This is a genomic window from Pseudomonas sp. FSO-7, from assembly GCF_059579345.1.
The window spans coordinates 2493702-2506257 of record NZ_CM184193.1 but is presented as its reverse complement, the minus strand read 5'-3'; the positions used below and the strand labels follow the sequence as shown (position 1 = coordinate 2506257).

The 12556-nt window shown below is 63.7% G+C and carries 10 protein-coding genes; 5 read left to right on the top strand and 5 right to left on the bottom strand.

The genetic code is table 11. The features are described 5' to 3' along the window. Nucleotides 1–209: 209 nt before the first annotated feature. The 3 genes from AC515T_RS11070 to AC515T_RS11060 all read left to right on the top strand — a co-directional run bounded on the left by AC515T_RS11070 (nucleotide 210) and on the right by AC515T_RS11060 (nucleotide 4456). Nucleotides 210–1601 (top strand): GntP family permease, encoded by a 1392-nt coding sequence (locus AC515T_RS11070; RefSeq protein ID WP_305470513.1) that lies wholly within the window; start codon nucleotides 210–212, stop codon nucleotides 1599–1601. A gap of 8 nt (nucleotides 1602–1609) precedes the next feature. Then, nucleotides 1610–2386, top strand: a complete 777-nt coding sequence (locus AC515T_RS11065) for a 3-hydroxybutyrate dehydrogenase (protein WP_496532496.1) — start codon at nucleotides 1610–1612, stop codon at nucleotides 2384–2386. Nucleotides 2387–2500: 114 nt separating this feature from the next. Continuing rightward, entirely contained in the window at nucleotides 2501–4456 is a 1956-nt protein-coding gene (locus tag AC515T_RS11060) for an acetoacetate--CoA ligase (RefSeq protein WP_496532495.1), read from the top strand. 120 nt (nucleotides 4457–4576) lie between these two features. Here the strand turns inward: AC515T_RS11060 and AC515T_RS11055 are convergent, their stop codons facing one another. Beyond that, nucleotides 4577–5695, bottom strand: coding sequence for a PilT/PilU family type 4a pilus ATPase (locus AC515T_RS11055; RefSeq protein WP_496532494.1), 1119 nt, complete (start codon nucleotides 5693–5695; stop codon nucleotides 4577–4579). 132 nt (nucleotides 5696–5827) lie between these two features. On the opposite strand from AC515T_RS11055, the gene AC515T_RS11050 reads away from it, so the two are divergent. Then, nucleotides 5828–8365: a hybrid sensor histidine kinase/response regulator gene (locus tag AC515T_RS11050; RefSeq protein WP_496532493.1), complete on the top strand. Its 2538-nt coding sequence runs from the start codon at nucleotides 5828–5830 to the stop codon at nucleotides 8363–8365. Nucleotides 8366–8413: 48 nt separating this feature from the next. Then, a complete protein-coding gene (locus AC515T_RS11045; RefSeq protein ID WP_019690952.1) occupies nucleotides 8414–8689 on the top strand; it encodes a peptidylprolyl isomerase in 276 nt (91 codons plus the stop codon). A 147-nt stretch (nucleotides 8690–8836) separates the two neighbouring features. Here the strand turns inward: AC515T_RS11045 and AC515T_RS11040 are convergent, their stop codons facing one another. The 4 genes from AC515T_RS11040 to AC515T_RS11025 all read right to left on the bottom strand — a co-directional run bounded on the left by AC515T_RS11040 (nucleotide 8837) and on the right by AC515T_RS11025 (nucleotide 12535). Further along, entirely contained in the window at nucleotides 8837–9754 is a 918-nt protein-coding gene (locus tag AC515T_RS11040) for a sugar kinase (RefSeq protein WP_496532492.1), read from the bottom strand. A gap of 153 nt (nucleotides 9755–9907) precedes the next feature. After that, on the bottom strand, nucleotides 9908–11125 hold the full coding sequence (locus tag AC515T_RS11035) for an amino acid deaminase (protein WP_496532491.1): 1218 nt from the start codon (nucleotides 11123–11125) through the stop codon (nucleotides 9908–9910). A 40-nt stretch (nucleotides 11126–11165) separates the two neighbouring features. Then, nucleotides 11166–11930 carry an IclR family transcriptional regulator gene (locus AC515T_RS11030; protein ID WP_058543922.1) on the bottom strand — a complete coding sequence of 255 codons (765 nt, stop codon included), beginning with the start codon at nucleotides 11928–11930 and terminating at the stop codon, nucleotides 11166–11168. A gap of 215 nt (nucleotides 11931–12145) precedes the next feature. Continuing rightward, complete coding sequence (locus AC515T_RS11025) at nucleotides 12146–12535, bottom strand: RidA family protein (RefSeq protein ID WP_496532490.1); 390 nt, start codon at nucleotides 12533–12535, stop codon at nucleotides 12146–12148. Between the last annotated feature and the right edge of the window lie 21 nt (nucleotides 12536–12556).

The following is a 12556-nucleotide window of genomic DNA, read 5'->3' as shown; positions in this document are numbered from 1 at the left end:
GAAGTACGCGGTTCAACTGTGGGAGCGAGCTTGCTCGTGATGAGGCCAGCCCAGCCCATAAAAATCTCAAAACAGAGACTAAATCTTTAGCCCACCCCTCCAAATCCAAACAATCCCCTTATATTTCAGCCAGTTACACACCTGGCACAAAACTCGCTAAAGCTCCCTCCACAGCTTCACCACAACAATAACAATCCAGGAGACACACCATGAGTGTGATCATTGCCTTGGCAGCCCTCGCGCTGCTAATGGTTGCCGCCTACCGTGGCTACAGCGTTATCCTCTTTGCCCCCATCGCCGCCCTCGGTGCCGTCCTGCTCACCGACCCGTCCGCCGTCGCCCCTGCCTTCACCGGGGTGTTCATGGAGAAAATGGTCGGTTTCATCAAACTGTATTTCCCGGTGTTCCTGCTCGGCGCGGTGTTCGGCAAGCTGATCGAGCTGTCGGGGTTCTCCCGCTCCATCGTCGCCGCGGCGATTCGCTTGCTGGGAACGCGCCAGGCCATGCTGGTGATCGTGCTGGTCTGCGCCGTGCTGACCTATGGCGGCGTGTCACTGTTTGTCGTGGTGTTCGCGGTGTACCCGTTCGCCGCCGAGATGTTCCGCCAGAGCAATATTCCCAAGCGCCTGATCCCGGCCACCATCGCCCTCGGCGCGTTCTCATTCACCATGGACGCCCTGCCCGGCACGCCACAGATCCAGAACATCATCCCCAGCACGTTCTTCAACACCACCGCCTGGGCCGCACCGTGGCTGGGGGTGATCGGTACGATCTTCGTGTTCAGCCTCGGCATGCTGTTTTTGCAACGCCAGCGCAACAAGGCCCAGCGCGTGGGCGAAGGCTACGGCACCGAGCTGCGCAACGAGCCGGAAACCGCCGAAGACATCAAGCTGCCGAACCCCTGGATCGCCGTTTCGCCGCTGCTGGCGGTAGGGGTCATGAACTTGCTGTTCACCCAGTGGATTCCCCAATGGTATGGCAAGACCCACAGCCTGGCACTGCCGGGCATGGCGACGCCAGTGACCAGCGACATCGCCAAGCTCACCGCGATCTGGGCAGTGCAGGCGGCGTTGCTGGTGGGCATCATCATGGTCCTGCTGTTCGGCTTCCGGGCCATTCGCAGCAAATTGGCCGAAGGCAGCAAGAGCGCCGTGGGCGGTGCGTTGCTGGCGGCGATGAACACCGCTTCGGAATACGGCTTCGGCGCGGTCATCGCCTCCTTGCCGGGCTTCCTGGTGCTGGCCGACTGGCTCAAGAACATTCCCAACCCCTTGGTCAATGAAGCGGTGACGGTCACGCTGCTGGCGGGCATCACCGGCTCTGCCTCGGGTGGCATGAGCATCGCCTTGGCGGCAATGTCTGAAAGTTTCATCAGCGCCGCCCACGCCGCCAACATTCCCCTGGAAGTGCTGCACCGGGTGGCCGCCATGGCCAGCGGCGGCATGGACACCCTGCCCCACAACGGCGCAGTGATTACCCTGCTGGCGGTGACCGGGCTGACCCACCGTGAGGCCTACAAAGACATTTTCTGCATTACGCTGATCAAGACCCTCGCGGTGTTCTTCGTGATCGCTGTGTTCTACGCCACTGGCATTGTGTGAGGCTCCCCATGACAACCCCTCTTTCGGGCAAGACCGCCCTGGTCACCGGCTCCACCAGCGGCATCGGCCTGGGCATCGCCCTGAGCCTGGCCAAGGCCGGCGCCAACCTGATCCTCAACGGCTTCGGCGATGCCTCGACGGTGATCGCCGAGGTGAAACAGTTCGGCGGCAAGGTCGGTCATCATCCGGCCGATGTCAGCGACCCGGCGCAGATCGCCGACATGCTCGCCTACGCCGAGCGCGAGTTCGGTGGAGTGGACATCCTGGTGAACAACGCCGGGATCCAGCACGTGGCCGCCGTGGAGGATTTCCCGGTGGAGCGCTGGGACTCGATCATTGCCATCAACCTGTCCTCGGTGTTCCACGCCACCCGCCTGAGCCTGCCAGGCATGCGGGCCAAGGGCTGGGGGCGGATTATCAACGTCGCCTCGGTGCACGGTCAGGTCGGTTCGGTAGGCAAGGCGGCGTACGTCGCGGCCAAGCATGGGGTGATCGGCCTGACCAAGGTGGTCGGCCTGGAGACCGCCACCAGCAACGTGACCTGCAACGCCATCTGCCCGGGCTGGGTACTGACGCCGCTGGTGCAAAAACAGATCGACGACCGCATTGCCACCGGTGTCGACCCGCAGCAGGCACAGCATGACCTGTTGGCCGAGAAACAGCCGTCCCTGGAATTCGTCACCCCGCCGCAGTTAGGGGAACTGGTGCTGTTCCTGTGCAGCGAAGCCGGCAGCCAGGTGCGGGGCGCGGCGTGGAATATTGATGGTGGGTGGTTGGCTCAGTAACCCTCCAAAACCCCCGTGGCGAGGGAGCTTGCTCCCTCGCCACGAAAGCGCTTCTCGCCACCTGGAGCACCTTGTGCTGCAATGTTTATAAGCCCGAAAGAACAAGAGGCCCCCATGTCCGACATCCTCTGGCAACCCAGCCCCGAACGCATCGCCCAGTCGCGCATGAACGCCTTTCGCCGGTTCGTCAACGCGCGGCATCACCTGCAACTGAACGACTACCCTGCCCTGCACGCCTGGAGCATCGACCAGCGCGAGGCCTTCTGGCAGGCCATTGTCGATTTCTTCGAGATCCGCTTTCACCAAGCCCCCGACGCAGTACTGGTGGAGGGTGCGCACATGCCCAGCGCCCAGTGGTTCCCTGGCGCCACGCTGAACTTCGCCGAACACCTGCTGCGCCGCCGCGATGACGCCGTCGCCGTGGTGGCGCTGGCCGAAAACGGCAGCCAGGAGCCACTGACCTGGGCCGAACTCGCCGCCCATGTCGCCGGCCTGCAAAAAAACCTGCAAGCGGCTGGCGTCACCCAAGGCGACCGGGTCGCCGCGTGCATGCCCAACACCTGGCAGACACTGGTGGGGATGCTCGCCAGCACCAGCCTGGGCGCCATCTGGTCGTGCTCGTCACCGGACTTCGGCACCCAGGGCGTCATCGACCGGTTCGGCCAGATCGAGCCCAAGGTGCTGATCACCTGCGCCGGTTATCGCTACGCCGGCAAGGTCATCGACCAGCGCGCCAAGGTCAATGAAATCCTCGAACGGCTGCCGTCGCTGCAACAACTGATCGTGCTGCCTTATGCCCAGCCTGACGCCCGCGTCGAGGACTTCAAGACCTCGGCCGCGGTCGCGCTGTGGAACGACTTCTATCAACCCGGTGGCGAACCGGAATTCGTCAGCGTTCCGTTCGACCACCCGCTGTACATCCTGTACTCCAGTGGCACCACCGGAGTGCCGAAGTGCATCGTCCACGGCACCGGCGGTGTGCTGCTGCAACACGTCAAGGAACATGGCCTGCATGTCGACCTCGGCCCCGAGGATCGGCTGTTCTATTACACGACTTGCGGCTGGATGATGTGGAACTGGCTGGTGTCGGCCCTCGCCGTGGGCAGCGCGGTGGTGCTCTACGATGGCTCACCGTTCCACCCCGGCCCCGAGCGCTTGCTGGACCTGATCGATCAGCAGCGCATCAGCGTCTTCGGCACCAGCCCAAAATTCCTCGCGGCCCTGGAAAGCGAAGGCCTCAAGCCCCGGCAGACGCACCGCCTCGACAGCCTGAAAACCCTCTTGTCCACCGGTTCGGCGCTGGCGCCCCATAGCTACGACTACGTGTACCGGGACTTCAAGCCCGACGTCTGCCTGGCCTCGATGTCCGGCGGCACCGACATTGTCTCGTGCTTCGTCAACGGCAACCCGCTGTCACCGGTGCGCCGAGGCGAGATGCAGGGCAAGAGCCTGGGCATGGCCGTGCAGGTCTGGAACGAGGCCGGCAACCCGGTCATCGGTGAAAAAGGTGAGCTGGTGTGCACCCGGCATTTCCCGGCGATGCCCATTGGTTTATGGAACGACCCTCGGCAGGAAAAACTGCGCGCGTCCTACTTCGCCCAGTTCCCCGGGGTCTGGGCCCAAGGTGACTACGCCGAGGAACTGCCCCACGGCGGCCTGTTGATCCATGGACGCTCCGACGCCGTGCTCAACCCGGGCGGCGTGCGCATCGGTACGGCGGAAATCTATCGGCAGGTGGAAAAGGTCGAGCAGGTGCTGGACAGCGTCGCCATCGGCCAGCAATGGCAAGGCGATGTGCGGGTGGTGCTGTTCGTGCGCCTGCGCGATGGCGTGACGCTGGATAAAGCCCTGGAACAACGGATCCGCCAGGTCATCCGGACCCACACCACACCCCGCCATGTGCCGGCCAAGATCCTGGCGGTCAGTGATATTCCGCGGACCATCAGCGGAAAGGTGGTGGAGTTGGCGGTGCGCAATGTGGTGCATGGCGAGGTGGTGAAGAACACCGATGCCCTGGCCAACCCTGGGGCGCTGGAGCAGTTTCGGGATCGGCCGGAGCTTGCGAGCTGACCGTCAGGGCCTCATCGCGAGCAAGCTCGCTCCCACAGTGGATCTCCGGTGACTGGCAGAACCCATGTGGGAGCGAGCTTGCTCGCGATGAATGATGACTCGGTGTCGTTGAGACTCCGATCAATCCATAAGCCCCCACTCTCCCGCCGCCGGATCGGCCGGTGGCGCCGCAGCACCCGACTCGGTATGCAGTTTCAAACGCAACCGCAGGTTGTTCGCCGAGTCGGCATTTTTCAGGGCTTCCTCCTCATCGATGGCGCCTTCGACCACCAGGTTGAACAGGGCCTGGTCAAAGGTTTGCATCCCCAGTTCCTCGGACTTTTCCATGATGCCCTTGAGCTCGCCGAGTTCGTTGCGCCGAATCAGGTCGGCCACCGTCGGTGAGCCCAGCATCACCTCCACCGCCGCCCGCCGCTGGCCGGCACGGGTACGCACCAGGCGTTGGGAAACGAACGCCTTGAGGTTGTTGCCCAGGTCGTTGAGCAACTGCGGCCGACGTTCTTCCGGAAAGAAATTGATCACCCGGTCCAGGGCCTGGTTGGCGTTATGGGCATGCAAGGTGGAAATCACCAGGTGCCCGGTGTCGGCGAAAGCCAGGGCATGTTCCATGGTTTCCCGGTCGCGGATCTCGCCGATCAGCACCACATCCGGCGCCTGGCGCAGGGTGTTTTTCAGGGCCGCATGAAAACTGCGGGTGTCGACACCGACTTCCCGTTGGTTGATGATGGATTTCTTGTGCCGATGGATATACTCCACCGGGTCCTCGATGGTGATGATGTGGCCGCTGCTGTTGCGATTGCGGTAATCGATCAACGCCGCCAGGGAAGTCGACTTGCCCGAGCCGGTCGCGCCGACGAACAGCATCAGCCCCTGTTTCTGCATGATGCTGTCCAGCAGCACCCGAGGCAGTTTCAGGTCTTCGAAGCGCGGAATGTCCAGCTTGACGTTGCGGATCACCATGGACACGTCATTGCGCTGCTTGAAGACATTGACCCGGAACCGTCCGACGCCGGCCAGGGAGATCGCCAGGTTCATTTCCAATTCCCGATCGAACTCAAGGCGCTGTTCGGCGTCCATCAAAGACTCGGCGAGCCGGGCAATGTCGCCGACCTTGAAGGCCTCGTTACCCAAGGGCTTGAGCACGCCCTCGAAACGCGCACAAGGCGGCGCCCCCGTGGACATGTACAGGTCGGAACCATCCTGGCTCGCCAGGATTCGCAATAACGGATCGATTTCCATGGACTGAAACTTCCGCGAGACATCAATGAAACAAGTTGAGCCGAACATGAAATCCTTCAGACCCACCCGCACTTACTTTCCTCAGAGGATAGTAGACGCCGTGGTACAGACACGACAGCCAGGGATTGCGTGATGAACGCGACACCCGCCGGCAGCGACACACAGCGCCTGGTCAGCCAGACGGACTGGGCCAAGACCCCGTTGGGCGCTGCCCGAAACTGGCCCCAGAGCTTGCACACCGCCGTGGACATCGTGCTCCATTCGCCCTTGCCGATGGCCTTGCTGTGGGGGCCGCAGCTGTCCCATCTCTACAACGACGCCTTCGGCCGACTGACCGGTGACAAGCACCCCCGGGCGTTCGGCCAGCCGACCCATGCAGCATGGCCCGAACTCAAAGAAACGAGCGAAGGGATTTACCACCGCGTGTTGCAAGGCCAGACGCACACCTGCCGCGATCAGCACTGGCGCGTGCCCTTCGCCGGCCGCCTCTGCGATGTCTGGCTGGACCTGACCTACAGCCCGGTGCGTGACGAAAGCGGCAGCGTCGCCGGCATCCTGGTCACCGCCATCGAGACCAGCGAGCGCCGCCGCCTGGCCATGGAGTTCGAACGGCGCTCCGAGGCCAGCCTCAAGGCCCAGCACGAAAGCGAAGAACGCCTGCAACTGGCCCTGGCCGCCGCCGACGCGCTGGGCACCTGGGATTGGGACATCAGTGAAGACCGCTTCATTGCCGACGCGCATTTCGCCCTGTTGCATGGCGTCGACCCGAACCTGTCGCGCCAGTTGCCCATCAGCGCCTACCTCGAAGGCGTGCATCCCGAGGACCGGGCGATGGTTGCCCGCAGCATCAAGCACTGCATCACCCATGGCACCGAATACGCCGAAGAGTACCGGCTGTTGCAGCCCGACGATGAATTACGCTGGGTGTACGTGCGCGGCCGTTGCTACAAGGACCGCCACGGCCGGCCCAAGCGTTTTCTTGGCGCGGCCCTGGACCTGACCGAACGCAAGCGCACCGAGCAGGCCCTGCGCCAGAGCCAGACCGAGCTGCAGCTGATCATCAATGCCATGCCGATCCTCATCAGCTACGTGGACCGTGAAGAGCGCTTCCGGCTGAACAACAGCGCCTACCTGGACTGGTACGGCCTGACCCCGCAGGAGCTTTACGGCAAGACCATCCGTGAAGTGCTCGGCGAAGAGGCCTATGCCGCCCGCGCCCAACAGATCGCCGATGCCCTGGCCGGCAAGCCGTGCAGCTTTGCCGTGCAGTCGGACCATCGCGACGGCCGCCCGCGCCATTCACTGATCAACTACCTGCCCCGCCACGGCGCGGACGGTGCGGTGAACGGTTTCTACATCTTCGTGATCGACGAAACCGAGAGCCGCAAAACCGAGGAAGCCCTGCGCAACCTCAACGAAACACTGGAGGAACGGGTCATCGCTCGGACCCAGCAACTGGCCGAAGCCAATCAGCGCCTGCAAAGCGAGATGTTCGAACGCGAGCGCGCCGAAGAAGCCCTGCGCCATGCGCAGAAAATGGAGGCCGTGGGCCAGCTCACCGGCGGTATTGCCCATGACTTCAACAACATGCTCACCGGCATTCTCGGCAGCCTCGACCTGATGCAACGCTACATCGCCGCCGGCCGCACCGCCGAGATCGGGCGCTTCACCGAAGCGGCAGTGGCCTCGGCCAACCGCGCCGCGGCCCTGACCCATCGACTGCTGGCGTTTTCCCGCCGTCAGTCCCTGGACCGCAAGCCGCTGGACGCCAACGAGCTGGTGCGCTCGCTCGAAGACCTGCTGAGCCGGACCACCGGCGATCACATCGTGCTACGCCTGCAACTGACCCACGAACTGTGGCCGGTCAGCACCGATGCCAGCCAGTTGGAAAACGCCCTGCTCAACCTGGTGATCAACGCCCGGGATGCGATGCCCGACGGTGGCGAGTTGGTCGTCGAAACCGCCAACGTCTACCTAGACGGCACGGACATCAACACCCTGGAGCCGGTCAAGGCCGGCGACTACGTGATGATCGCCGTCAGCGACAATGGCAGCGGCATGACCCCCGCCGTGCTGGCCAAGGCCTTCGACCCGTTCTTCACCACCAAGCCCATCGGCCAGGGCACCGGCCTCGGCTTGTCGATGATCTACGGGTTTGCCCAACAGTCGGGGGGGCACCTCAACCTGGACAGTGTGCCGGGCCAGGGCACGCGGGTGCAGTTATACCTGCCGCGCCTGCACGTTGCGCCGGCCCAGCAACCCGCCACGCCGGAGACTATCGACGTACCGCCAGCCATCGCTGGGGAAACCGTGTTGCTGGTGGAAGATGAACCCGCGGTGCGCATGCTGGTGCTCGACCTGTTGAAGACCTTGGGCTACACCGCCCTTGAGGCCCAGGACGCCATGACGGCCTTGCCCATGCTGGAATCGGAGCAGCGTATCGACCTGTTGGTGACCGACGTCGGGTTGCCGGGCATGAATGGCCGGCAACTGGCGGAAATCGCCCGTCAGCACCGCCCGGAGCTCAAAGTGCTGTTCATGACCGGGTACGCGCAGAAAGCCGCCGAACGCCAGGGGTTCCTCGACCAGGGCATGGACATGGTCGCCAAGCCCTTCGCCCTCGATCTGCTGGCCAACAAGATTCGGACGATGATCAACCATGGCAGCTGACTTGAGGCATAATCGCCGCCCCGTCGCACCGTTCAGGTCACCGCTGCAATGAAAGCCCAAGCCCGCCATATCCTGGTGAAAACCGCCGAAGAAGCCGAACAGCTCAAGCAACGCATCGCCAAGGGCGAAGCCTTCGATGTGCTGGCCAAGAAATACTCCACCTGCCCCTCGGGCAAACGCGGCGGCGACCTGGGCGAAGTGCGGCCAGGGCAGATGGTCGGTGCGATCGACGCGGTGATCTTCAAGAAGCCCTTGCGGGTGGTGCATGGGCCGATCAAGAGCAAATTCGGCTATCACTTGGTGCAGGTGTTCTACCGCGATTGAAGTGACATTGCCCTGACAACCCGATCCTGTGGCGAGGGAGCTTGCTCCCGCTGGCCTGCGAAGCAGGCCCCAACAAGCTGAAGCGGCTGCTGCGCAGCCGAGCGGGAGCAAGCTCCCTCGCCACAAGGTGACCCAGGCCCGGCACAGTCAGTCCCTGGGCATCAACGCCCCCGGCACCTGGATCACCCGGCTCGCCAACCGATGCCCCGCCTCGGCCGCCTCCACCGGGCCACCGCCCAGCAAGCGGCTCGCCAGGTACGCGGCGCTGAAGGAATCTCCCGCCGCCGTGGTGTCGACAACACGCTCGACCCGCAGGGCAGGCACCTCATAGGACTGCCCATCGCAACGAATCAGACAGGCCTCGGCACCGCGCTTGAGCACCACCTCGGGCGTGCCGAGTTGTGCATAGGCGGCGAACACCGCCTCGCTGTCGGCATGACCGAACAAGGCCTGCTCGTCTTCCACGGTCAACAGCGCCAGCTCCACGTAAGGCAGTACGCTGCGATACGCCGCCCGCACCGCTTCGATCGAGGCCCAGAGTCTTGGCCGGTAATTGTTGTCGAACACCACCTGAGCGCCGCGCCGACGGGCTTCGATCAGGGCTTCGATAAGTTTGCCACGCCCCTGCTCACCGAGCACCGCCAGGGTGACGCCGCTGAAATACAGCACATCGTAATCCGGCAATGCGGCCAGGATCGGTGCGGCGGCCGGGGTGGTAAAACAATCGCGCACCGCCGCCTCGTTGCGCCAGTAGAGGAATCGCCGCTCGCCCGCCGCATCGGTCTGGATGCAATACAGACCCGGCAGGCGTCCAGGCAAACGCTGGACCCGTTGCAGCCCGATATTTTCTTCGGCCCAGCGCTCACACATGGCGTCGCTGAAACTGTCGTCGCCCAGGGCGGTGACGTAATCCACCGCGCCGCTGTCGCCCAAGGCGCGAGACAGGTACACCGCGGTGTTCAGGGTGTCGCCGCCGAAGCTTTGCAGCAGGCTGCCGTCGGCGCATTGTTGCAGTTCGATCATGCATTCGCCGATCAGGGCGATGCGGGGTTTGGGGTGGTTCATGGGTGATCCTGATGGTTCGGTGGTGTCTGGCGGGCCGCTATCGCGAGCAGGCTCGCTCCCACATTTGGGTCGTTGTGAACGCACAATCTGTGCCCGCCAAACATCCCCTGTGGGAGCGAGCTTGCTCGCGATAGCCGCGACTCGGTCTGAAGGCTAGAAACACGTCTCCATGCTCTCCACCACCCGCAACTGCTCATCCACCAGACACCCCACTCGCCACTTGTCGAACGTCAGGCACGGATGGGAAGTACCAAACGAAATGATGTCGCCCACACGCAGCTCAACCCCCGCGGCCACCTTCATGAACGCGTGCTGGTCCATCACCGCCGTCACCTTGCAGCCGCTGACGTCGTCCCCCGCCACCGCGTCCGATCCGGGCGTGTAGCGCTTGAGCGGCACCGGCAGGCCGGCGTCGTAGGCCACGTCGCGCTTGCCCAGGGCGATCACCGCGAAGCCCGGCTCCGGCAGCGATTGCACATGGGCCCAGACTTCCAGGGCCGGACGCAGGCCTTCGTGCAGGTCGCTACGGCGCTCCAGTACACAGCACTGGGCCTCTTTGTAGATGCCATGGTCATGGGCCACGTAACTGCCAGGACGCAGCACGCTGAGGAAACGCCCGTGGGCATTCTGGGCTTCGAAGGATTCGGCGATCAGGTCGTACCAGGCCGACCCCGAGGCGGTGATGATCGGTTTGTCGATGGCGAAGGCACCGTTGTCCTGCAACTGCACCGCCAACCGTACCAACGACGCCGCGAATGCGCGGATGCCGCTGATGGCGTGGTCGCCATGGATCACCCCTTCGTAGCCTTCGATACCGGTCAACGCCAGCGCCGGCTGACTGCGGATCGCCTCGGCCAGGGCCAACACCTCGGCCTCGGTCCGGCAGCCACAGCGACCGCCGACCACGCCGTACTCGATCATCACATTGAGCCGCACGCCGCGTGAGGCGAAGTAGGCGCCCAGGTCTGCGACGTTGTCCGGATGATCGACCATGCAATGGAATTCGAACGTTGGGTCGGCCAGCAGATCGGCGATCAGCGCCAGGTTCGGCGTGCCCACCAATTGGTTGGCCATCAGTACCCGGCGCACGCCATGGGCGTAAGCGGCACGGGTCTGCACGGCGGTGGCGAGGGTCAAGCCCCAGGCACCGGCCTCCAGCTGTCGGCGAAACAGCGCGGGGGTCATGCTGGTCTTGCCGTGGGGCGCCAGTTCGGCACCGCTGCGGGTGACGAAATCTTGCATCCAGCGGATGTTGTGCTCCAGGGCCGCGCGGTGCAGCACCAGCGCCGGCAGGCTGACGTCCCGTAGCAGGTGGGCGCCAACGGTGGCGGCGCCCTTCTCGACGCAGGCATTAAGGATGGCAGATGACATGTTCGAACTCCTCGCGCACGGCCGCTAGGGCCGTTGCTGTCTATTCATTGATACGACGGGCCAGGTTGTTGGCGCTTTCGATCAGCACCCGGCGGTAGTCGGCGTAATTGTTCTTGGCGTCGGCCCGTGGGGCGACAATGCACAGGGTGGCGATGGCCACGCCGCCGGGGTCTTTGACGGGTGCGGCGAAGCAATGAGTGAAGGTGTCGGCGACGCTGTCGAAGGAGAAAAAACCATCGAGGCCGGCCTGGCGGATTTCCTTGAGGAATTGCTCCAGGGGCAGGCGCTCGCCGTCCGGCAGAATGAAGTCGTCGGGATCGATCAGGTCGACGATCTGCTGGTCACTCAAATGCGCCAACAGCAGGCGCCCGGACGCCGTCCAGGGGATTGGCGCGTTTTCTCCGATGTCCGATGAGATGCGGAAATGCCGCTCGCCTTCCTTCATCAGCGCGACGGTGTATTTGCGCCCGTTGAGCAGGCACATCTGCGCCGTTTCCCGGGTCTGGCGCACGATCTCCTGCAAGGCCTGGTCAGCCTCGCGGCTCAAATCGAAATGCCGCAAGTGCGCCTGCCCGAGAAAATACAACTGGCGGCCCAGGTAGACGTGACCGTCCTTGCCCACCGGTTCGAGGATGCGTCGCTCCAGCAGCGACGCCACCAGTTCATAGACCGTGGACTTGGGGCTGCCGATGCCGCTGGCAATATCGTTCGGGCGCAGCGGCTGGCCGATTTCCTTGAGGAAATCGAGGATATCGAACGCCCGATCCAATCCCCGGGCCCGGCGTTTGATGGTGTCTTCGGTCATGTCTTCGGTTCCTGAACTCAATCGTAGGTACATGTTTTTTCATTGTGACGAAAACGCTTTTGTGGCGAGGGAGCTTGCTCCCGCTCGGCTGCGTAGCAGTCGCTTGTCACTTATTGGGCCTGCTTCGCAGGCCAGCGGGAGCAAGCTCCCTCGCCACGGTACGCGTGCTCGCCAAGATGAATCAAACCGGCCCTGAAGGACAGTCCTGCACCGACTCAGGCCTTTTTCTTGTAGGCGATGCAATCGATCTCGACCTTGCAATCGACCATCATGCTCGCCTGCACGCAGGCCCTGGCCGGGGCGTGTTCCGGGCTGAAGTATTCGCTGAACACCTTGTTGAAACTCCAGAAGTCCCGCGGGTCCTCCAGCCACACGCCGCAGCGCACCACATCTTCCAGGCCGTACCCGGCCTCTTCGAGAATGGCCACCAGGTTCTTCAGGGTCTGATGGGTCTGCTCGACGATCCCGCCGACAATGATCTCGCCGTTCACCGCCGGCACCTGGCCGGACACGTGCAGCCAGCCATCGGCCTCCACGGCGCGGGCGAATGGCCGTGGCTGGCCGCCGCCTGCGGTGCTGCCGGTGCCGTAGCGCGTAATGCTCATGGGTTATCTCCTTGTTGAGTG